Consider the following 23501-nt stretch of genomic DNA (forward strand, 5'->3'; position numbering starts at 1 on the left):
CTCCTTTTTGGAGTCTTGGCTATTTCAAAAAGGAGAATAGAATTGAAGAATATCTTTAAGAGCAGCTTTATGTTGCTTCTTGCGTTGTCCGTCGCATTTTCGGTGAATCTAGAGGGGGCAAATGCCGCTGTGAAAGAAGTCCCGAGAGCTACTTGGCTTTGGAATACACAGGATATTATCAATCAAGCAGACGAGCAACTTCAGTTTCTCGCTGATCACCAAGCGAATATTGTTTATTTACAAGTGAATCCTTCAATTAAGAATCATGTTTATTATGCATTTATCCAAAAAGCAAATCGGTTAAATATTGAAGTACATGCACTCGATGGTGCGTCAAGTTGGGCAAAAACGACAGGTCAATCACAAGCAAAAAAGTTTTTTGACTGGGTCGAGCGTTACCAAAAAAATGCACCAGCAAATGCAAAATTTACAGGGATTCACTTGGATGTGGAGCCGTATACATTGAAGGAATGGACATCGAATTATAAGCAAACTGTATTGAATTTCCAAAAACTAATGGTTGAGTCGAAGAAAAGAGCAGATAAAATGAAGTTGCCTTTAGCGGCAGACATTCCTTTCTGGTTCGATGAACAATTTTATCATAACCAATTTGGGAATGGTGTCCTGTCTGAATGGATGATTGACAATACGGATGCTGTAGCAATTATGGCTTATCGTAATCAGGCAATCGGTTCCAATGGGATTATTGAATTGTCTCGTTCTGAGATGGAGTATGCGGAATCTGTAGGCAAATTAGTTTCCATTGCTGTTGAAACAAACGCTACCTCTGAAGGTGCATACTTAACGTTTTATGAGGAATCGGCGCAGCTGATGGAGCAACAATTGGCACTTGTTGAACAATCTTTTCAGGGGAAAACAAGTTTTAATGGCTTTTCAATACACTCTATCAATGGTTGGATGGAGTTAAAGAAATAATGAAAAAAAGCGGTAGCCTAACGTATTCGTTAAGTTACCGCTTTTTGGTGTTTTGGTGAATGGCTGATTATATTGTTCACCATGTGCTTCTTGAGTAGCCATAATGTTAAATTCAAAAAATCCGCTAAAGGGAGTTCCTTAGCGGATTTTTTTCGTTTGCCTGCGTGTAACGAGTAGGGGGAAGCGCAATACAATCAATGCTGTTATGGCCCCAGCCGTATCAAGCATGACATCTTGAAATGATGGTGTGCGTCCTCCTGTTAATGATTGGTGGTACTCATCAGCCATCGCAATGAGGAAGGTGATGATAGCAGCCGTCCATGTACGAAAGCCATGCTTCGGCAATACAAAGTAAACCGCCAATGCGATCAAGCCGAACATGAAGAAATGCGCGCTTTTTCTAAGCAAAAACTCTACAAAGTAGTAATAACCTCGCTCTTCAACAGAAACGGTGATGCCCCAATAAGGGATTTCTAGTTTCGACAGTACGGATTCCAGCGGCTTCCCTGGCAACCAATGTTCAAGATCCGGTACGATAGATTGTTGCTCATATGTCTGCCCTGATGACACAAATAACACAGCAAGCAGGATTAAAAGTAAAATGATTTTTTTCATATGCAAACAGTAGCATAAAAACTTGGTTGCTGTCATCTATACAGACATCGAAATGAGACGACTGTGATATCTTTTTATCGTTGTTAAACTATCTTAGTTTCAAATAGCTTTAAATCGAGATTTTTAATTTTTCAGAAATGAATCGAAAGATGTGAAAATAATGAAATCCTGATACTTTTCTAGTGTTTATCACCATTCTGTAATTGAGAGTATTATTTTATTTATGAAAATAAGAGTGAATATTGCCTGTAGAAGATCCCTTTTCATCTGGGAACTTAGGCTGGGTCTATTGGACTGAGTGCATTTTTACTAGTTCTCTAGCCGTTGGAATTGGATACCTTTGACAATTGTAAATTGGGGTGGTATTCATATATATGTACTAAAACCTATAAGAGGGAGATGTTAGGAATGTCAGGAATTATTCGCGTAACACCTGCAGAACTGGCCGCAATGGCGAACCGCTATAATCATGAGTCAGGTGAGGTTGGATTGCAGATTGGTCGTCTCGACCAAATGATTGGCGAACTACAATCATCGTGGGAAGGGGCGTCAAGTGCTGCATTTGCGGAGCAATATGAGCGTCTTAAGCCACATTTCAATGAAATGCGTGAGTTATTAAGTGAAGTTGGCCTCCAGTTGAATCGTGCAGGAGAAGCATTGCAAGATGCGGACCAGCAAATTGCAAGTCAAATCCGAGGCTAATAAAAGCAGTTGGGGGCGTCTTTCTCGCAAGCAGAAGGCGCTCCTTCTTTTACATAATGAGGTGAAAAAATGTATATAGAAATTACGGTTGATCTTACGAATTATGATAAGGACGCATTTGACCTTAGACTATCGGATTACCATACGATGAAAAAACTTATTGATATTGCTTGGCAGGCCAAGTCCATTTCAGAAAAACAACGTGAAGGGCATTGGGTGCGTGTTGTAAATAAAAACAAATTATTTCCAGGGCATTTAACGTTGGCACATTGTGGGGTTACAACGGGGGACCGGATTGAGATACTTTAAATTCATTTGGCAAATTTTTTGTACTGAAGGCAAAGCATAAGCTTCAGAAGTCACGCACTTTTATAATTGCGGGGGAAAAAAGAGAAGTATTAGCCAATCGGGATGGAGCTCAAAGCCTTCATCTGGCACATGCCACAGATTTTGAAAGGAGGAATCCGTGATGTCCAAAAAGAAAACCACTTATTTAGAAGGTTTGTTGGATGCAGAAATGAATGAAGTAGAGAAAAAGGTCACTTTCGTTTTTCAAAGAGAGCGTATTGGTTTGAAAAGCAGTGCGGAAATCGAGTTTTTGAAAGAGGCGGATTCCGAAATACGGAAAGAACTTGTCATGACAGATGATGAGTTAACTATACAGGCTGAAATTCCGGAGTCGTTTAAGCGCTTTGAAGCGCTAAAATCTGAAGATGAAAAGACAAGATGGATTTTTGCTTACCAGCTTGTCGAGAAAGTAAGGACCCACGCCTATTCTCGTTTAAGTGTTGTCATCTGTCCAGAAAACATCGTCTATAACACAGGGATGACCCCTTTTTTTATTCATTATGGCGTAATGGATAGCTTACCCCCCTTTGAAAAAAATGAAGAGCGTGTCTGGCTTGAGACAAAAGCGGTCGTTGCAGCAGTAGTGGATGGAACTAGAACGTTTGAAGAGTATGTAAAATATCACGAGGCTCTTGATTTGAAAACAGTTGATGCTTCGATTATGTCGATGCCTGATAGCGAATCATTAGTTGCGTATATAAAAGAACAAATCGAGCAAGTAGAGGAAAAAGAAAAAAGTACTATAAGATTGCCGCGTAAAAAGTGGAAGACGTCTAAATTTTTGTCAATTGGCCTTGGGACATTATTGATTCCAGCATTTTTATTTGTTATCTATTATTTTGTTTACGAGAAGCCCAAAAATGAGGCTTATTTAGATAGTCATCAAAGCTTTTTAGCAAAAAAGTACAGCGAAGTTGTCACTGTACTAAGTCCGCAAAGCGTGAAAGACATGCCATATGTTGTGTTATTTGAACTTGCTCACTCATTTGTAGTCAATGAAAGATTGGAAGAGGAACAGAAAAGGAACGTGTTGAATAATATCACACTCCAAACAGATGAGGAATATTTGAAGTATTGGATTTATATTGGTCGTGGTGAGGCTGAAAAGGCAATTGACTTGGCACGAGCAATGGAAGACGGCGAACTCATCACATATGGTCTATTAAAAAGGCGGGAAGAGATCCTGGCCGAAAATGATCTGACTGGTGAGGAGAAACAGCAGCTTCTCAAAGAAATCGATAATGAAGTCGAAGAGTACGAAAAGCTGATGGAGCAAGAACAGGAACGGAAGAATGAAATTGAATTGGAAAAAGAACGGAAAGAAGCAGAAGAACGGGAGGCTGAAAAGGAGCCGGACCCCAAAGAGATTTTAGAAAATCCACAGGAAGACGCACCGGAAACCGGACTAGTAGAGGAACAACCTGCTTCTGACACTAACTAGAATGCCAATGATGAAATTATAGAAGAAGGTGTATACAGTGTTACAACTTTGGCTATTTTACGATCGCTATTATCAGCGTATTGCATGTAACGAATACGAATTCAAACAACTAACAATCGGAGCTGAAATTGCACATGATATTACTATGCAAACATTTCCGTTTCCGCGCGGTCCGATAACAATCGATGAAGGAAAAGATGGTTTTATTGTTCATGACGGAGATGTAGCGCTTGGCCGTCTGACGAAGGAGACACCCGTTTCTGTTCCACGAAAAGGAAGGGTTTTGAACCTGCATATAACGCCTAGCCTACGTCGAAAAAAGACTTTTTATCTTCATTATGAAAATGAAATCAGGTTTGGAACGAATGATACATCTGCTACCATCAACCGATTTGATAATGTTTTTCCGGAGAGTGAAGTAGGCATCTTTTCCCTATTGAAGACGGCTGAAAGATGGCAAATTGACATGACCTCCGACTGTCTGCTGTATGTGAATGGTGAGAAGCGATCAGGAGATCTATTCATTGAAGTTGGAGATGTCATCCAATGGGGCTTCATGGAAATTCAGTTGGTTGAAGAGGATATCCTTGAAGTGTCCGCTATTTGCGAATTTCAATCCAACCTTCCAATCGTTGAAGTGCCAAGGTCCGAAATGGCGAAAATGTATCCCTCTTATAGGCGAACACCAAGGATGATTTATGATATACCGGAGGATAAAGTGACGCTCACGTTCCCATCGCAGGAAAGTGAAGACACGAGCCGTGGATTATGGCTAATTTTGGCCCCGCCCCTTGTTATGCTTGTTGTCATGGGACTCGTTGCACTACTCATACCACGTGGAATTTTTATCATCATGTCGATTTCGATGTTTCTTTTGACAATCGTCACTTCAACTGTCCAATTTTTCAAGGACAAGAAAAGGCGGAAAATGAATGAGGAAAAAAGGAGACGCGTCTACACAGCTTATCTGCAAAATATGCGGGAAGAGCTTTATACACTTTCCAAAAAGCAGAAGGATGTCCTCGCCTATCATTTTCCTTCGTTTGAACAGATGAAGCAAATGACCAATTATTTGTCCGGTAGAATTTGGGAACGTGCGTTGGAAAGCCATGATTTTCTTGAATTCAGACTTGGGACAGGAAGTGTTCCTTCCAGTTATAAGCTTACTTTGTCTTCAGGGGATTTGGCGAATAGAGAAGTTGATGATTTATTGGAACAAACTCAACGCATGGAAGCGGTCTATAAGGAAATCCCTTCAGCACCGATTACGGCTGGACTTTCTAAAGGGATTCTAGGGCTTGTCGGAAAAGAATCCATCATCAGGCGAGAGCTTCAGCAGTTAGTTGGACAGCTTGCTTTTTTTCATAGTTATCACGACACACGATTTATCCATATTTTTAAAAATAGTGATTATCAGGCTAATGAATGGATGAAGTGGCTCCCTCATTTTACGCTGCCCCATATGCATGCAAAAGGATTAATCCACAATGAACAGACGAGGGACCAGTTATTATCTTCACTCTATGAAATGATTCGAGAACGGGATATCGATGAAAATAAGGGGAAAGTGCATTTCTCTCCCCATCTCATCTTCATCGTTTCTGATTATACCTTACTAGCGGAACATGTCATTTTAGAGTACTTGGAAGGGAAGAATCACGTAGAGCTGGGGATCTCTGTGATTTTCGCCGCATCTGCGCAAGAACGGATTACAGAGAATGTACATACGCTGGTCCGTTATGTGAATGAACGAGAAGGTGACATCATCATCGATGCCAAAAAAGCCGTACAGATACCATTTAAGCTGGATGAATATAATCCCTCGACGAATGAACGCTTTTCTAGAATGCTAAAAACGTTAAACCACCAAGTCGGTATAAAAAATTCAATCCCGAATTCCGTTGGTTTCCTTGAAATGTTCGGTGTGAAAGAAGTCAATCAGTTGCCAATTGAACAAAATTGGTTGACGAATGAATCAGCTAAATCGCTCGCAGTGCCGGTGGGTTTCAAAGGAAAGGAAGATCTTGTAGAACTAAACTTGCATGAGAAAGCGCATGGACCGCATGGATTGCTTGCCGGGACAACTGGTTCAGGGAAAAGTGAATTTCTCCAAAGCTATATTTTATCGCTTGCGGTGAATTTTCATCCGCATGAAGTTGCGTTTCTTCTAATTGACTATAAAGGTGGAGGAATGGCGCAACCATTTAGGAACATTCCGCATCTATTAGGAACGATTACAAATATCGAGGGAAGTAAGAACTTCAGCATGCGTGCGCTTGCCTCTATTAATAGTGAATTGAAGCGGCGCCAAAGACTCTTTGATCAGCATGTTGTTACACATATTGATGATTATACGAATTTGGTGAAAGAGGGGCAAGCGGAGGAACCTTTGCCACATCTGTTTCTCATTTCGGATGAATTTGCAGAGTTGAAAAGTGAGGAGCCAGAATTTATCCGAGAACTTGTCAGTACTGCGCGAATTGGACGGAGTCTTGGTGTCCATCTTATTCTGGCTACGCAGAAGCCTGGTGGAATCATTGACCAGCAAATTTGGAGTAATGCTCGTTTCCGTGTGGCATTGAAAGTACAAGATGCGTCGGACAGTAAGGAAATTTTGAAAAATAGTGATGCCGCCTCAATCACAGTGACAGGACGAGGGTATTTACAAGTTGGCAACAACGAAGTATATGAATTGTTTCAATCGGCTTGGAGTGGAGCCCCTTATATGGAAGAAACGTTGGAAGGGGAAGACGAAGTATCTATCGTTACAGACCTTGGTCTGTATCCGCTGTCGGGTATCAAAACCAATTCAGGGAAGCGAAAAGGTGGGCTAACAGAAATTGAAGCGGTCACCGATAGAATTGCCCAAACCCAAAGCGCTATGGCCATTCAAAAGTTAGCGAGCCCGTGGTTACCACCACTTCCGATGCGAATCGAACATACAGAAATCGCATCGTTGAATCATTCAACATTACCGATTGGTTTAATTGATGAGCCTGAAAAACAGAGCCAAACCCCTATTGCCTACAATGTCATGGATGATGGGAATATTGGTGTCTTTGGATCTTCTGGATATGGAAAATCTTATACACTTCTCACAATACTACTTGGGATCTGCAGAAATTTGACATCAGAAGAAGCAAATCTATACATTTTGGATTATGGAAACGGCTCACTATTACCGCTTAGGCAGCTTCCTCACACAGCAGATTATTTCACATTGGATGAGGAATTGAAACGAGAGAAATTAGTGAAATTAATCAAAGAAGAAATTGCACGAAGAAAAATCGCATTCCAACAGGCGGAAGTAAGTAATATTAATATGTATAACCAGTTATCAGATCATCCATATCCACTCATTTACATCGTTGTCGACAATTATGACATTGTGAAGGAAGAGATGGAAGAGTTTGAAATGCAGCTAAACCAATTTGGCCGTGATGGTCAATCACTTGGCATTTATCTTTTTGTTGCTGCAACGAGAGTGCAGTCTGTGAGACAGTCGCTTATGAATAATTTGAAGGTGAAGATTGTTCATTACTTGATGGATACCTCTGAAGCGTTCACGATTGTCGGACGTGTACCGTTTGACTTGGAACCGTTTCCTGGAAGAGCAATCATTAAGAAAGAGGAGTCATTCTTCTCGCAATTGTATTTACCGGCAACTGGAGAAAATGATTTTGAAGTATTGGAAGCTGTTAAAGCAAACGTTCAGTCATTGATTGAACAAAATCGCACATATAAGCATCCGCTACGGATTCCAATGTTGCCGCTTGAGCTTTCTACGGATAATTTTGGAGCATATATTGAGGGGAAATCAGAAGCAGGTGTCATTTCAATTGGATTGGACGAGGAGAAAGTGCAGCCAATTACAATCAATTTCAAGAGAAATCATCACTGTTTACTGATAGGTCCAGCACAACGCGGGAAAACGAATATGTTGAAATGGATGCTTCATACACTGGCAGATCAGGAAGCAGGGTTTGTGGCCATCTTTGATTCATTTGATCGTGGGTTATCGTCATTTGCACAGGAGACGCATGTGAATTATTTAGAAACGAAAGAGCAGATGATTGAGTGGTTAACAAGTGCAGAGCAGTTCTTCATGCAAGCGGAAAAAGAATATGTTGCGCGCGTGCAACAGGGGGCAGGGAATGTAGCTGTTCTACCGTCTTATTTCTTCATTGACGGTTACACAAGGTTTTTACAAACCGTAGACATCGGTATTCAAGACCGCTTATCCAAGCTGATGAAAAATTACGCCCATCTAGGGTTTAATGTCGTAGTGTCCGGAAATAATGCGGAAATTACAAAAGGATATGATGCATTTACAAACGAATTAAAATTAGTGCGTCAAGCCCTTGTCTTTATGAAAAAATCGGAACAGACATTGTATACAGTTGCATATGAACGGAAGGAGCAAGAGCTTCCGATTGGTTATGCCCATTATATTTTGAACGGAAAAGACATGAAAGTTCAAACTCCGTTCTATAAGAGTGAGAGGAAGATCTTGCAATGAACAGCAATAAGAAAAAAATGACTAAAATAATAGCGGGTATCCTGCTGATTTTGGCGATACCGGTATTGTTCTTCCAACTTATGGGCGGAAGTCTTCTTAACATGAAGGGGCCGCAAAAGCGAATGATTGCGATTGTCAATGAGGATCTTGGCGATGCCAAAGACGAGGAAAGTATCGAGATGGGGAAGGAAGTTGTCTCGATTTTAGCAGAGGATTCATCATATGAATGGAAAGTGATGGGGCGTGGTGCGGCTGTCAATGGACTGAAATCCAATCAATACGAAGCGATTATCTATATCCCATCCGATTTTTCGGAAAATGTCATGTCTTATGATCAGGAAAACCCTGAGAAAGCGGAATTCACCTATGAAGTACAACGCCAGAAAGATAGTTCAAAGAAAGAAAAAGTCTTACATGAAATTGAAGCGGCTACAAGTCGTGTCAATCAAAAAATTTCTACACTTTACTGGAGTTACGTCGCACTCGAAATGGATCATATTAAAAATGAGTTCATCAATATTTTAGAGAAGGAAACAGAATTCCTCGATGCCATGTCGACCTATTATAAGCCGGGGTCGGAAACCATGGCAGAAGAGATGAAGAAGCAAAAAGAGCTGGTGGAAGAACTTCGCTCCACGATCGGAGATGTGAACGGCGCACATGATGCACGGATTGAAAATGTGGATTCGTTTGGACAGCAGCTTGAAGGATTTGTTACTTATGTTGAGCATTATAAGGATTTTCAAGGAAAACAGAAGGAAATTCTTCTCCATGTGCAAGATAGTAGTCTTGAAAAAATTCAAGCTACCGCAGCAACGCAAATGAAGCAATTCAATGACTCGGTCATTGCGCTTGAAAAAAACAACGAAAAATTGAACAGCGAAATTCAAAAAGTGAACGAAACCATTGATGGCAATAAAGAAAAATTTAATAATCTTTCAGCACTACGTCAACAGCAGGTCGATCGACAATTAAAGGATCTACTTACTGTACAAGGCACGGCCATCGATCGTTACAATGATTCTATTTTAAAGAACCTGAAAAAGGGAATTGCGGACGGGAAAGACGGTTCTGCACAACCAGAAGCAGGCGATGGATTGCCTAATCAGGAAACGATTAAAGCGTTGAAAGAAGAAATGGAACGCAAGGCGAAGGAAAAATCTGAAGCGACACCAATAGGGTTAGCAGAAGAACAAGAGAAAGTGAACGGGATTTTATCTGCGCTCGCTGCCCTAAAAGCGAAAGTGGAAGAAACTGAACCAGATTCTGAATTCGTTGCAGAACTTACACAACTTGAAGTTGAACTAGGAGCTGTGACAGATTCGATGTCCAGCAAGTCGGGACTATGGAGTGGAACGGCAAAAGCTGACGCAGATGACTATTCGACAGCATCGACGAACTATGGGAGTCTATACGGAAATTATGCTTCATTGCATGGAGAGTACAAATCAGTTCAGCAGATTTTGAAAAACCATTCGGCGGATACAGCAAGGTTACTAGTGGAGATAAAAGAGAAAGAGTCTGCCCTACTTCAGCATGAAGCATTAACAGCAGATAAGAAAAAAGAGTTGGAAGAACTCTTCAGCCAAGGCATTGCCAGTAGTGAAACGGAGGCATTACTCGCTTATTATGCAACGCTTCAACAATTTGGATTCACGCTCGATGAACGTGGACAAGGTGCTCATCGAGATGAAATTTTGAAAGATGAAATATTAACAACGCTATTGGAAAACGTTGTTAGCATCAGTGAGGATGAACTTGAAGGTTGGAAATCGGTAGAAGGTGGAATTCCAGAAACACAAATGGGGATGAGTGACTTGGGCTCCACTTTTGCGGCTATCATGTCGGGGTATGAAGAAACTGTTCAAGAGCAACACACAGCCTTGCTCGCTGATTTACATTCGATTGACGAGCAAGCGAATGTCTTACTTGCACAGATTCAAACACCCTCAAATATGATTCCATCGGGAGAACCGGTTTCGACTGTTGGTGAAGGCGAAGTGATGGCGGGGCAACAAAATGTGGGCACGCAGCTTGTGTCGTTGAGTAGTCTCGTGAAATCCTTGTCCGAAAGGCAAGATGGAATTGTCAATTACGCAAGCGACTTACATGGAAAAGCAAATAATCTAAAAGCCACATCCACAGTGTTTAGCGATAAATGGCAGTCAAATGTTGAGGCCATGTCGATGTTCCAAGAAGATATCCAAGAATTTCTTGCCAATACGTACGTCGATGGACAGGAGAATGGTTATGTATTCAATCATCTTGTCACGCCCTTACAGGTGAAAGGGGAGGCAGCCGTGACGGATGAAGTGAAAAAAGTTCCTCCGGTCATTCTTTTTATCATCTTGCTTATTAGTAGTCTATTGATCGGTTTCTTTAGCCATACATTTAAGCAAGGATCGATTGGCCTGCGTTTAGGGATGATTGGCCTCCTATCAGTACTCGTCGGATTAATCATCAGTCTGTATAGCGTGAATATGTATATTTTGCGGGATGATCGTGCAATTGAGTGGACAATTTTTACCGTGCTCTTGCTGTTGGCAGGCGCAGCAGTGATTCGTACTGCGCTGGATGTTGGACAAACGGTAGGGTGGATTGCAAGTATTGTCTTGATGTGCCTGTATATTAGTCCATTACTTATTTTGGGTGTACCGGAAATTGCGATTCCAGATGTATTGTCAAAAGTGTTTATTTCCATTAAATATGAACCCGATACCCTTTTTGGATGGGGGGCCTCCATAGCGGGAATGATAGCCATCGTTATGCTAGCAATCTCATACTTTATCAATCGAGATAAAGTCATTGAAACGGCTGTGGAGGAGTAAGCATATGAAGGGGAAGATGATCTGTCTAACTCTTGCAGCATTTGTCAGTGTATGGGGATACAGTTCGACGAGTGGAAGTGCTGATTCGGATGATTCGATACACGATTTGGAACCGTTGTTGTACGATAAACTCAAATTTAAACAAAATACCGATTATCTACATGATAACAAGAAAGTCGAAATGAAAAATACGATTCCCGTCAAGCAATTCGACATTAACTTTGACGGGAGTAAGCAGCTTCCTGAGAGAGGAGATACATCCTACCTCTTTCAAGAAGCAGAACGTGGAAAGAAAGGTACAGTTGCAGTAAGGTCTTCTGAAATTGGACTTTTTACCATTGAGCATAAGGGCAGGAAGGAGGAGGCCGTAAGAAAACCACAAGATGAGCAACTGGCTGGAACAAATGTAAGAACGATGGTTTTTGTCGGCTTAATTGCAGTAGGTATACTATTCTTGTTCGTCTTCCTTCTTCCCAAATTAGTAAATGAGCCTGCCGTGAGAACAAGGACTGTTATCAAGTAATCGATTTAAAAAGAATTGGAGGGGTTTATATTGCCAGCTTATTATTACTTGTTAAAAGCGGAAAAACAACAAGAAATCGTGAAACTTAATAGTTGCCAAAGTTCGTTGCAAGGAGTACAAGGGGAATTCCAGCAAAATACAGATAAATGCCTTGAACCGGAACTTACGTTAAAGACATGGCATGGGAATCATGCAACTAATTTCGATAATATCCGGGAAGCCGGAATCCATATGCCTTATGTAGAAATTGCAGGAGCGCAATTTGCCAAAGTATACGATGCGATTGCCAAAAAAATCGCAGCACTCCAATTGGAGATTGAGGCGATTCAACGAATAATTGATCGAATACTGGCAGAACAAGCGGCACGGGCAGCAGAAGCAGCAAAATCAGCACAGTAATCAGACAAGGGGGAAAAATGATGGCTACAGAAGTTAAAATTGTGTATGCAGATGTGGAAGCTCAACTTGCCGACATGAACAAGGCAGCCGAGTCACTCAAACCAGAAGCGGAAAAAGCGATTACAGGCAACACGCTGGATGTTGTGACGAAATTGACAGAGTTATCGACACAACTGGAGCAACTTTTGGAGAGATATCAAAAGGTGCTCCTTGCGAATTGTCAAACGACAACTAATTCTATTGAATTCATGCGTGAATCAGATGAAAAAATATCGTCTGTCATGCAGTGTACCGTGTCTGGGCCGATGAAGGTGACGCCATGAAGGTGTTAGATGTCGATCCATTCCATGATGGACTCCAACGGAATCTCGCCATGCTCAGCCGCCTGGAAAGGGAGATGAAAGCGATTGAGAACACCGTTGAAGGACTCGTCGCATTGCAAGATTCTTTGAAAGGACAAGGCGGTGACGCAATCCGGGCATTTTACGGTGAATGTCACCTGCCATTTTTACATTTTTTCATGACCTTTAAGGATAAATTTGATAGTACACTCATCCGTATGAATTCTGCACTTGACGCACTAGAGCCAAATGCGAGTGGCTTCATTCACCAAGGCTTTCTTGAAGGAACCGTCGAAGAAGGTTTAAAAGATATATCCCAAGTGACCGATAATCTAACAACCGAAGCGAATCAAATCATGGATGAAGTTGCCGATATTATCCGCCTTCCGCATTTGGATGATAGCGATGTGCAGCAAGGCGTGAATGATGGAAAAAGAAAACGTGATGAAACTATTACTAATTTACATCAGTTTGATGCGGAACAGACGCAGTCACTTTCAACGATTGAAAGTGACTTGGGAACAATGGAAAGTTGGCTAAATGATTTAGAAGATCTTTTTGAAAATAAACTAACGGGAATAAACTTTCCAAAATCAGAATGGATTGTATATTCTATGTTGAACCCCTTAAAAAGAGATCTAACTCATCAGTCAATGTTCGATACGCCCCTATCTATGATGGGAAAAGCTACAACTCTCGGAGGCGTTTTTGAAAAACAAAACCAGTTCCCTTATGAAAATGCATCTCTTTTTAATAATCGAACTTTTTCAAATGCCGGATTGAATACTGGGTTCCTTCAATACATGACTAACATAAGTACTAAAGCGAAAAAAGAGGATTCTACAAAACAAACCTCGGACACTGACTTTTTCATAGGTGGAGATACTGTAAAGGTCAATGAATATGTAACGGTTACCGGCGGCGCAGGTATGTATAAAAATGATTGGTCCGGTTTTGATGGGTATAGCACAGGAGATAACAAAATCGGCGGAAGTTCAGAGGCCAGTTTGATCCATGGAAATGTGGAACTTGATACGGACATTATTGATGGGGGAGGGACTATAAATGTATTAAAAGGTTCAGCTAATGCAAGAATCGGCGGGGAATCTGTGTTAGGCTTGAATTTGCCGCTGCCATTGGCAAAAGTTCAAGGCTCCATTTATGAGGCAGAAGTTAAAACACAACTTGATAGAGAGATTCCCTATATTGGAAAAGTGGTAGGTGGAACCGGAATAGGTGCTGGCGCAAATATTGGTACCGCAGAAGCGTATGCAGGGTTTGATAAAGGCTCAATTGGCATCGGTGCAAAAGCATCCGTGCTGGAAGCGGAGGTCAACCCAACAATCGGGATACCATTCACAGATATAGATGCGAAGTTAACATTTGGTGTATCCGCGGTCGGTGTTGGGGGGGAAGCAAAGATTGGTAAAGAAATAGTGATAGACTTACGTTTATTACTTGGGGCCAAAGTGGGGATAAGCTTTGAAAATGGATCACAATAAGTTGCATTCTACTTAAATGCTGAAAAAGGAGTTTTTATAATGAATAAACAATTTCAATCAAGATCAATCGATAAAGGAAATGACATGTTGCCAATTGGCACAGTACTAAAGATGGATGGTGTTGAGCCTTTCATCATGATTTATGGAAGAAAACAAAACCAAGTAGACGGTGACGGGAAAATGTGGGATTATGTTGGATGTCCATATCCGCAAGGGCATATATCTACGAATACGAATCTTTTTTTTCAGCACGCAGATATTGCTGAAGTCGTATTCAAAGGGTTGGAAACAGAAGGTGAACTAGCTTTCCGGAAAGAGTTGGACAGACTACTAGCAACAAAAGGTGTATAATAACTTACTAATAAGTCTTCAGTAATTTTAATTCATGATTGGAGAGTCTCGAAATGAAGAAGCTACTAGGAATTTTATTCGTCGCAATACTATTAGTCGGTTGTAATGCCACAAATGAAGAACAACCGAAGACAGGAGATGAAGAAAACGTGGAAAAAGATAAAGAGCAACAAGCGCTTTCGATGCAAGTATTGAAAGCGGACGAGGAAAATGGCGTCACATTGGAAAATGAGATGTATCAACAATTGTCAGGGCTTGTAGAAGAAAATCCCGAAATCGGAGTTGCGGACGACTTTAGTATTCACGGAATTGACCTTGTAAAAACGAGTGCAGGCGAGAGTGTCATGTTATTTCTAGGTATTAATCGATTAGAAAAAGGGATCAAAGATATTACACTAGAATACACGTTAGGCGTTGAGACAGAAGGTACTGTGAAATATGTGTTCGATCGTGAAGAAATAAACTTACTTGAACCATTTGCAGGTGTTATTCAGCCAAACCATGCAGTTCCATTTACCGTTCCGGTTACAGCAGAAGGAGAAAAACTACTCCAATTGATGACCGATGAAAATAAAACTGCGAAAATTGAAAACGCTAAATTTGAATTGGAAAAATAAAAAAAGTGCTACAGCTTTTCACGAGGTTGTAGCACTTTTGTATTTAGAAAAGTGATGGAGGTTCCGAAAACATGAAGAACATCATAAGGAATATACGGGAAGTATTGAAACAGTCCGCTTCTGAAATAAAGGCGAATTGGAAGTTAAGTCGATGTGTACAGGGAAAAAGAAATAAGATTTCCATGTATGTATTAGTTTATATGAATACCGGTTTTTTTCTAGTCTACGTAAGTCTTTGTTTTATTTCCATACTTTATATTTTGTTTGGTATTATAGGCGGCGCAATTTTAGGAATCAAGGAGAGTCCATATTGGTTCTTATTATTCCTATTACCAATCGCAGCAATGCCCTTTTTGTATTTTGTACATAACATGTGGACATCGCATTATACCAGCTTTAAAAACGAATATTTATCAAAACATTCGATTCAAGTGCATCAAGAGAAATGAATTATTTCGTAATATTGGGTGCTTAAATCTGATTGTCAAATCGGTTACTGGTACCTATCGACTTTCAGGGGAACAACGTTTTTTAGTGCCAAAAGCGATTAGTTTAACGGAAAGGAGGGGCCAAAAAAAACGATAAAAGAACACTTGATACAAATAAACTATCTTATTTGAGATTCCAAACACCTAAGGAAAATAAAACAAATATAATTTCGTTTTTCTTGACGTTTCTTTATATTGCCGGAATGATTCCCATTGTTGCAATCCCTTTTTCGACCATATATTTTAATTGGGCAATTGTACTAGTCGGGCTATTACATATTTGGGCACTCATTTATATAATCGCGCCATACAAGTTTGAGAAGTCTTATTATCTAATTTCGGAGTATACGGATTTATCAACACATATATCTATTTTTTGGCAACGCAAAAAATAATGTATCTTCATACAGGAGTAGAAGGGAAAATGCCCTTTATGATAGGATTAGTTCTCTTTCTAGGTTTACTGCTATTGGTAAATTGGTTGAATATCAAGGCTATTTATACGGGGGCGCATCGTAAAATGTAACAGATGAAGAGTATAAATATTAGATGGCTATCATTCGCAGGATTAGGCTATGTGTTTGGTCAGCTTATTTTATCATTTGTTTTTAGCGAATCTACAAAAATGATGATCTTTATTTTTCTAATTTTAGTACTATCTATATTCACTGCGTATTTCTCTATTTTTATTCACCGCTATTTTTATATTATTAAAAACATGGATTTTGTCAAACAGGTGTATCCGGATTTCGGTTTACCGAAGAGTGAAAGATATAAAAGGCCAATAAAAAATAAAGGGAAGAAGAATAGGAAAAAGAAAAGGTGAGAATTCATGGCAGTTTTTGTATTGATGTTGAAGGAGTTTGAAAACGAAGATAGGATAGTATATCTATACGGACCAAACGAGAATTCAATGGGGCGAATTGAGTATGATAAAAAACATGGGGTTATTAACCAGCTCTCACCCATTGATTCACAAGAGTTCGCTGATGATTTCTTCTTTAAGAGAGCAGGAAGACGTCTTTCAAGAATGATTATTAAAGAGAATCAGAACTTTGTTGATCGAACAACGATAGAATCTTGATAATTGCTAATGAGTTAAGTAATTTTTATTAGATTTAGTTATGCAAGAAATCTAACGATTAACTACTTATAGAAGGTGAATCTTTATGGTGAAGATGAGGCTGAAAATTGAAAACGACTCAAATAAATTAAAGTATGTATCGATTATCAGACAGAATAATGGAGCAAGTATTCAAGAGAATAAAAGAAAGATAGAAGATAGCAATGTGGTACTAGAATGTGAGTACTTTGATACAGAAGAATTAAAAGACTTCAAGAAAACAATGGAGGCGTTGATAAACAAGGGGGCTGTTGTGTATTTGTTTCAAGGGAATAGAGAGGTTCAGATTGATTATATTAGTAACCTGATTCGTTCGCACGAGCAGATTGCTAAAGACAGGGTAGAGCTAGATTCCGAGTAACTTTTATTAATCCAAAAGAATGAAATTTCTTCAAAATAAAAAGCATCGGTGCTGTAACCGGTGCTTTTCTTGATTCGGCATGAGATACTACTTCGACATCATCAATTTTTTTGTATCATGGCCTTTGAATTTGATAGTCAATTTCAAGGTTGTATAGTCCATCACTTCAAATGCTTCTGCAGTGAGTTTGATTAAGTCTTCATCATCTGTCTCGGGGTCAATCGAAAGTTCTTTGAAAATCGTATCGAGTTTGTCCATCGCTTGGTTGCCCTTCAGGTAAGCGTCTTCCATTTTGTTTTCATACGTAGCCTCTGTCTTATCAGGTTTCTCCTCATAATTGGCGGTCAAAGCCATTTTCATTTCCTTTGTATCAATGGCTACATCAAAAGAAGTAAACCCATATTTTTCTCCAAGAGATTTTTCTTTATCTTCCGTATCAGATGCGTCTTGTTTGACGATGTTTTCATTGCTGCAAGCGCCTAGTAGTAATATGACTACAATCATAGCGACGATCGATTTCGTTTTCAATACGCTCATCCTTTCAGTCTTGGCTACCTTCAATCTAACCGAAGGGGAAAGGAGTTATACGGTTTTAACTTGATTCTGTAGAGGTTCCTTAATTCTGCAAGTAGTGGGATGAATACGGTATTATTTTATTTGTTGGCTCAAGTTAAGCTTTTGGCGAAGGCCCCAGATTTTTTCACGGGAAGTGAGAAAGACTCCTAGAATGACAAGTATTCCCCCTGCAGCTTGAAATACTTTCAATGATTCGCCGATAAATAACACAGCAAATAGCGCAGCGAAGACAGGGATAAAGTTTAAGTATATGCCTGCTTTATTGGCCCCTAGTCGAATAACGCCTGTATTCCAGCAGATGAAAGCAACGATGGAAGCAAAAATGCCCGTGTAAAGAATGGAAGAAATCGATGTCACGGACCATATAATATGAACGGCTGGATTCGTAACTTCATATATAAAGAAAGGGAAAAGCATAATGATTCCGATAAAAATACTCACTAAAAATGTTGCATTTCCTGGTAGTTTTCCAGAAAAATGTTTGACTAATAAAGAATAAGCACTCCAACAAATAACAGCTACCAACATGATGATATCTCCTAGGTTAAACGAAAACTGCAGCAAACTGGCAAGAGAGCCTTTTGAAATGATAAAGAGTACCCCAATTAGTGAAATTACTGTTCCGATCATTTGGTTTCTTGTCAATCGCTCTTTTAAAAAGATAAAAGACAGTATGTATATCAGAATAGGCGTTGATGTGTTCATCAAGGAAGCATTGATGGACGTTGTGTGATGAAGCGCGATATAAACAAGGGTGTTAAAACTTGCCACGCCCGTGAAAGACATAAAAAGCACAGCAGGAAAATGTTTGCGGATCGTAAGCCAATCACGTTTTAAAGGCACCCAAGCGAGAGGCAGGAAGACAATGCACGCTGTACACCAACGTAAAAAGGCTAGTGTAAAGGGAGGTAATTCATTGGCTACTGCGCGGCCGATCACGAAGTTGCCACCCCATAAAATCGTTGCAATGAGTAATAATAAAAACGGTGGGATTTTGTTCATTCCCATAAAGACCTCACTTTCATTATAAAGAAAAGATGCTCGTCAGACTCCTAAAAAGAGCAAGACAATAGGGATGGTAATGATACTGATTAATGTTGTGACAAATGTAGTGAAAGATACAAGATCTGGCTCCGTACCAAATTGTAATGCAAACATCGTCGTATTCGCGGCTGCGGGCATTGCAGACTGTACAATAATGACTGCTTTTAATAAGTCGTTGACAGGCATAAAATACAAGATCCCAGCTGCAATCAATGGAGAGAGCACCATTCTGATGACGATTACCGCAGAAACATAACGGTACGCGACTTTTTTACGAGCGATGGCTGCCAGTTGCATGCCGAGTACGAGCATTACAGTTGGAATCGAAGCGTCTGCAACGAGGCTAATACCTTCCATTAATGTTTTTGGAACGGAAACAGCGGCAAGTTGTAGACCAACCCCTAAAATGGCAGCATAGATGAGTGGCATACGGATGACACGCTGTAGGGACTGGCGCCATGTTGCTTTTTCCTCTCCACCAATGGAAGCGAAAAAGATGCCGAGCGTGTTCATGAGTAGCGATTGGAACACCATCATAACAACTGCGTAATCGAACCCAACGGCGCCAAATGCGAATAAGACAACGGGGGCGCCATAGTTCCCACTATTCATGAAGACGCCGCCGAGAATCATTGCAGAGCGTTGAGGCCGTGTTGTTTTCATAGCCCTTGCCGTAAACCAGACTACGATAAATAGCACGAGTGTCAGGAGTAAACTAAATAAGACGATGTACAAGTAGTCCATCGTAAGTTCGTTCGAATAGAAGGTCCGAAATGCTAAAAACGGCGACATTAAATAGAGGGCCGCCGTTGAAATGGACTTGATATCGAAGCCTATTAATTTTTGCCCCATATACCCAATGAAAAAAATAATAAAGACCGGTAAAATAATCATGATTAAATCCATTGCCGTTCATCTCCAACAATATGACTTATTATAACTATAGCAGAATTCAGATAAGTCAACTAGGGCATTTGGAAGAAAATCACTCTGATATGCGTTCCAGTTGCGCTTTTAGTAGGATCGCGTGATTGTGAATGGGGTCTTTGGCAGCAAATAGTAGTGTAATTTTCGTTGTTTGTGCAAGCGTGTATAGCTCTTCGAATTTTTGGCGTTTTACTTTATCGTTATGAAGTTCATCCAAATAACGTTCTTCAAAGGCTGTAAATTTCTTGGGATCATGGGCAAACCATTTCCGAAGTTCACTGCTTGGCGCAACATCCTTTGCCCAATCGTCGAGTTGTGCACGGGCTTTTGTCACACCGCGTGGCCATAGGCGATCGATGAGGACGCGATAGCCGTCATTGGGATTGTACGGTTCATAGATTCTTTTTAAGGTGATTTGTTCCATGAGTTTTCCTCCTTAGTTGTGAAAGGCTCTTGTTTCTTAATTTTAGCAGTAATTTAGCTGTTCAGTGTCGGAGGAGGAAAGATTTTATTGTTTCGCATAAGACATTTGCTTGCAATAAATAGCCATACCTTTTCGACAGAATTGCGAACTTCTGCACTTGAAGGGTGTATAGGTTGAGAGTATGGTAAAATGCTAAAGAAGAGGTTAAAAATGATAATGGAGTGAATGGATTTATGGGGAATCATGTAACAAAACCGTTTAAAAAACGTAATTATAAACCAATGATCATTACATTATCGGTTGTGTTAATTGGTGCGATTGCTGTGCTATCAGGCATGCGAGGGCAGAAGGATTTTGATGCATTTGATGTGACGATTTTACCGCTCATGAATGCCATTTTGAACAGCTTTACATTTGTGTTCTTGGTCTGTGCATTGCTTGCGATTTTGAAGCGCAATGTCACTGTACATCGCCGCTTTATTTACGCAGCGTTTACGACGACATTCTTTTTCTTACTGACGTATGTCACTTATCACTATTTAGCGCCATCGACACCATATGGCGGCGACATGGCGGGGCTCTATTACTTTGTATTGATTACACATATCGTGTTGGCGGCGGTAATCGTACCGCTTGCGTTGACGAGTGTAGCTCGTGCTTGGAATATGGAAAATGAGCGCCATCGAAAAATTGCGCGTTGGACCATGCCGATTTGGTTGTATGTGAGTTTTACAGGCGTATTGGTGTATATTTTGATTTCGCCTTATTATTGAGAATAGCAAAAGCCTTCCAGGGATTTTTCTTGGAAGGCTTTTCACTATGGAAAGATTAAGGATTTGTCTTTCATAAGAATATGTGCGGGTTACTGGCTATATGATTTTGTCAGAGGTATTGCAGGAGGCATTCCCTAGCGTTGGTAGTAAGATTCTGTAGTTCACCTAAACTAGCAACAACTTGGCAATAACTTTCGAGTAGAATAAAGATGAATAAGGAGATGAATGCATGACAAAGAATCAAACGATTTTAATCATAGAAGATGAAGAATCCATCCTCGATATCCTCGCATATTCCTTGCGCAAAGAGGGGTATCGTGTGCATGGCGCAGCTACGGGTCAAGAAGGTTTGCGTTTGTTTGAAGGAATTGGGCCGGATGTTGTGATATTGGATTTAATGTTGCCTGATATGAGTGGCTTTGATATTTGTAAGCAGTTAACAGCGATGAGCACTGTTCCGATTCTGATGGTGACTGCGCGGGATGATATTGTTGATAAAGTGCTTGGTTTGGAGCTAGGCGCAGATGATTATATGACCAAGCCGTTTGATGTTCGGGAAGTGGCGGCGCGTATTAAAGCACTATTACGTCGACAAAAAGGCACTGCCTTCACAGCCTATTTACGGATCAATGATGTTGTGCGGATTGAGCCTCGTTCACATACGATTTTGAAGGGGGAAGAGCCTGTACCTTTAAAACCTAAAGAATATGACCTGCTTTTGTTGTTTGCGCAACATAAAAACCAAGTTTTTTCCCGTGAAGAAATACTTGATACGGTTTGGGATTTTGATTATGACGGAGATGCCCGTACAGTCGATGTCCATGTGCAGCGGTTGCGCAAGAAACTAGGGGCTTCCATTATTGAAACAGTATTTGGGGTTGGTTATAAAATGAGGGGGATGTAGACCGGTGAAGTGGACAATTCAACGGAAATTCGTTGTTGGGTACTTCATTTTATTCACATTGGCTGCATTCATTGTCGATCAGGTGATGAAGGACTCGATGGAAGCAAACAGCCAGGTCATGATAGCCAATGAAGTAACGAAGCTACAACATACGACGAGAGAACATATTAAGCAATTTGCCTTGATTCACCCTCCGCAGGCTGATTTGTTTGCAGAGTACGGCAGTACAATTGCGCAGGAATTAAGCAGGTTACATACACAAAGTGTTGCAGTATACGATACGGAAGGTCTTTTTTTATATGAAGCGATTGCGATGGAAGAGCCTTTATTAGTTGAAAATCAAACCTATCAAGTGAATGTAGAGGGCAATCCTACTTCTGAATTAGCAGTAGCGTTTAAAAATCAATCGGCATTCACACGTGTAAATGTAGCAGGTGGCAATCTGGTTTACTTTTCTTACCCTTTATATATGCATGACCAGTTTTATGGAGTTCTACGTTTTACAGGAGATTATACGAATTTATTTGCGGCGAATGACAAGGTATTAGCTAGTTTTAGAGTACTCATCATTTGTTTATTCGTAGGCGTCTTTTTAATTTCCTTTTTGCTAACGAGACAAATTATTAAGCCATTGCTACGATTAACGGCTGCCACGAGGAAAGTAGCAGCGGGAGATTACGGCGTTGAGGTACAGGTGAAAACGAAGGATGAGCTGGAAATGCTGGCGACGAGTTTTAATGATATGCAGCAAAATATCCAGCGGCAAATTGAGATGCTTGAACGGGAAAAAGATAAAGTTGTTCAAGCAGAAAAGAGTCGAACATCCTTTTTTAATAATGTTACGCATGAATTAAAAACGCCTCTTGCGACGATTTCGGGTTACGCCCAAATTATTGGAGAACAAGACTTTAATGATCCTGTATTTTTACAGAAGGCTACTAGGAAGATTCGTTCGGAAAGTGAGCGTCTTAATCGAATGGTCATTGAGTTGATTGAGCTATCGAAAAGAGAAGTAGCACCTCGTTTGAAAAAGCGTGAAGCGGTTCAATTGTTGCCACTTGTCATGTCGATTAGTGAGGATATGGCATTGAAGGCAGGACAGCGACAAATGACAATCGATGTGACGGGGGAAGATATTATCGTTGATGGTAATCGCGATGAATGGCGACAAGTGTTTAGTAATCTTCTAGATAATGCTGTGAAATATGGTGTGAGTGGTACAGAAATTGTCGTTGCAATGGAGAAAGAAATGATTAGGGTGACAAACGATAGTGAGCCAGTTTCCGAACAAATTGCTTTGCATGCATTTGAACCTTTTATTCATACGAAAGGGAAGGGAAGCAGTGGACTTGGCTTGGCTATTTGTCAACAAATTGTTACACGGCATGATGGGATAATCGCCTTCGACTATGAGGATGGACGAGTGACGGTTTCAATTTGTTTTCCTATTTAGGTTGAACTTATGATTTTCATTTACTATCCAGCGGAGGCGCCTTACAAGCGGTCTCCTCCCACCGTAAGCCATCCGCAAGTGCCAAGCGGTGTTAATGGAATTTTTTATTTCAATTTATCTTCATTCAGTAGAAAACTCCCACCTCGATAGGTGGCGAGATGAATGCGGTTTTGTTACCTGTTCAGTGGATGTTCAAACACCCACTGAACGAAGATAAAGCCTCCGGCGGATGTCACAGATTTTTCAGAGGATTTTGGAAGGCAACCTAAGTTCGCCGCGTCCTGCGGCAACGGTTGCATGACCTAC

Annotated in this window: 22 protein-coding genes; 17 read left to right on the top strand and 5 right to left on the bottom strand. The window is 40.5% G+C overall.

Features of this window, described 5'->3' with window-relative positions; genetic code table 11:
* Nucleotides 1-42: 42 nt before the first annotated feature.
* Nucleotides 43-936 (top strand): hypothetical protein, encoded by an 894-nt coding sequence (locus MKY34_RS09790; protein ID WP_342514977.1) that lies wholly within the window; start codon nt 43-45, stop codon nt 934-936.
* Nucleotides 937-1074: 138 nt separating this feature from the next.
* On the opposite strand, the gene MKY34_RS09795 is transcribed toward MKY34_RS09790, so the two are convergent.
* Nucleotides 1075-1587, bottom strand: coding sequence for a VanZ family protein (locus tag MKY34_RS09795; protein WP_342514978.1), 513 nt, complete (start codon nt 1585-1587; stop codon nt 1075-1077).
* Nucleotides 1588-1959: 372 nt separating this feature from the next.
* Between MKY34_RS09795 and MKY34_RS09800 the strand changes: the two genes are divergently transcribed.
* From MKY34_RS09800 to MKY34_RS09860, 13 genes are all read left to right on the top strand, one after another.
* Complete coding sequence (locus MKY34_RS09800) at nt 1960-2253, top strand: WXG100 family type VII secretion target (RefSeq protein WP_342514979.1); 294 nt, start codon at nt 1960-1962, stop codon at nt 2251-2253.
* A 69-nt stretch (nt 2254-2322) separates the two neighbouring features.
* Nucleotides 2323-2562 (top strand): EsaB/YukD family protein, encoded by a 240-nt coding sequence (locus MKY34_RS09805; protein WP_342514980.1) that lies wholly within the window; start codon nt 2323-2325, stop codon nt 2560-2562.
* A gap of 160 nt (nt 2563-2722) precedes the next feature.
* A complete protein-coding gene (gene essB / locus MKY34_RS09810) occupies nt 2723-4042 on the top strand; it encodes a type VII secretion protein EssB (protein WP_342514981.1) in 1320 nt (439 codons plus the stop codon).
* A gap of 37 nt (nt 4043-4079) precedes the next feature.
* A complete protein-coding gene (essC, locus tag MKY34_RS09815; protein ID WP_342514982.1) occupies nt 4080-8561 on the top strand; it encodes a type VII secretion protein EssC in 4482 nt (1493 codons plus the stop codon).
* Entirely contained in the window at nt 8558-11389 is a 2832-nt protein-coding gene (gene esaA / locus MKY34_RS09820; RefSeq protein WP_342514983.1) for a type VII secretion protein EsaA, read from the top strand. Before essC ends, esaA begins: the two co-directional genes overlap by 4 nt.
* 4 nt (nt 11390-11393) lie before the next feature.
* Nucleotides 11394-11912: a type VII secretion EssA family protein gene (locus MKY34_RS09825; RefSeq protein WP_342514984.1), complete on the top strand. Its 519-nt coding sequence runs from the start codon at nt 11394-11396 to the stop codon at nt 11910-11912.
* 30 nt (nt 11913-11942) lie between these two features.
* On the top strand, nt 11943-12311 hold the full coding sequence (locus tag MKY34_RS09830) for a DUF5082 family protein (protein ID WP_342514985.1): 369 nt from the start codon (nt 11943-11945) through the stop codon (nt 12309-12311).
* Nucleotides 12312-12331: 20 nt separating this feature from the next.
* Complete coding sequence (locus MKY34_RS09835; RefSeq protein WP_342514986.1) at nt 12332-12634, top strand: YwqI/YxiC family protein; 303 nt, start codon at nt 12332-12334, stop codon at nt 12632-12634.
* Nucleotides 12631-14154 carry an LXG domain-containing protein gene (locus tag MKY34_RS09840; RefSeq protein ID WP_342514987.1) on the top strand — a complete coding sequence of 508 codons (1524 nt, stop codon included), beginning with the start codon at nt 12631-12633 and terminating at the stop codon, nt 14152-14154. Before MKY34_RS09835 ends, MKY34_RS09840 begins: the two co-directional genes overlap by 4 nt.
* Nucleotides 14155-14193: 39 nt before the next feature.
* Nucleotides 14194-14505: a DUF4176 domain-containing protein gene (locus tag MKY34_RS09845; RefSeq protein WP_342514988.1), complete on the top strand. Its 312-nt coding sequence runs from the start codon at nt 14194-14196 to the stop codon at nt 14503-14505.
* Between the two features lie 53 nt (nt 14506-14558).
* A complete protein-coding gene (locus MKY34_RS09850) occupies nt 14559-15122 on the top strand; it encodes a hypothetical protein (RefSeq protein WP_342514989.1) in 564 nt (187 codons plus the stop codon).
* Between the two features lie 1320 nt (nt 15123-16442).
* A complete protein-coding gene (locus tag MKY34_RS09855) occupies nt 16443-16694 on the top strand; it encodes a hypothetical protein (protein WP_342514990.1) in 252 nt (83 codons plus the stop codon).
* 85 nt (nt 16695-16779) lie between these two features.
* Nucleotides 16780-17094 (top strand): hypothetical protein, encoded by a 315-nt coding sequence (locus MKY34_RS09860; RefSeq protein WP_342514991.1) that lies wholly within the window; start codon nt 16780-16782, stop codon nt 17092-17094.
* A gap of 87 nt (nt 17095-17181) precedes the next feature.
* Here the strand turns inward: MKY34_RS09860 and MKY34_RS09865 are convergent, their stop codons facing one another.
* The 4 genes from MKY34_RS09865 to MKY34_RS09880 form a co-directional block, all read right to left on the bottom strand.
* Entirely contained in the window at nt 17182-17622 is a 441-nt protein-coding gene (locus MKY34_RS09865) for a YusW family protein (RefSeq protein WP_342514992.1), read from the bottom strand.
* A gap of 120 nt (nt 17623-17742) precedes the next feature.
* On the bottom strand, nt 17743-18678 hold the full coding sequence (locus MKY34_RS09870) for a DMT family transporter (protein ID WP_342514993.1): 936 nt from the start codon (nt 18676-18678) through the stop codon (nt 17743-17745).
* A 36-nt stretch (nt 18679-18714) separates the two neighbouring features.
* Entirely contained in the window at nt 18715-19620 is a 906-nt protein-coding gene (locus MKY34_RS09875) for an AEC family transporter (protein ID WP_342514994.1), read from the bottom strand.
* Between the two features lie 79 nt (nt 19621-19699).
* The gene (locus MKY34_RS09880; protein WP_342514995.1) at nt 19700-20065 is read right to left on the bottom strand and encodes a DUF488 domain-containing protein; all 366 of its coding nucleotides are present in this window, start codon (nt 20063-20065) and stop codon (nt 19700-19702) included.
* Nucleotides 20066-20298: 233 nt separating this feature from the next.
* Here MKY34_RS09880 and MKY34_RS09885 point away from each other — a divergent pair, with 233 nt between their 5' ends.
* The 3 genes from MKY34_RS09885 (at nt 20299) to MKY34_RS09895 (ending at nt 23195) form a co-directional block, all read left to right on the top strand.
* Nucleotides 20299-20838: a DUF420 domain-containing protein gene (locus MKY34_RS09885; protein ID WP_342514996.1), complete on the top strand. Its 540-nt coding sequence runs from the start codon at nt 20299-20301 to the stop codon at nt 20836-20838.
* Between the two features lie 229 nt (nt 20839-21067).
* Complete coding sequence (locus tag MKY34_RS09890; RefSeq protein WP_342514997.1) at nt 21068-21742, top strand: response regulator transcription factor; 675 nt, start codon at nt 21068-21070, stop codon at nt 21740-21742.
* Nucleotides 21743-21746: 4 nt separating this feature from the next.
* The gene (locus MKY34_RS09895) at nt 21747-23195 is read left to right on the top strand and encodes a HAMP domain-containing sensor histidine kinase (RefSeq protein WP_342514998.1); all 1449 of its coding nucleotides are present in this window, start codon (nt 21747-21749) and stop codon (nt 23193-23195) included.
* Nucleotides 23196-23501: the final 306 nt, after the last annotated feature.

The sequence above is a fragment of the Sporosarcina sp. FSL K6-1522 genome (genome assembly GCF_038622445.1).
GTDB lineage: Bacteria > Bacillota > Bacilli > Bacillales_A > Planococcaceae > Sporosarcina.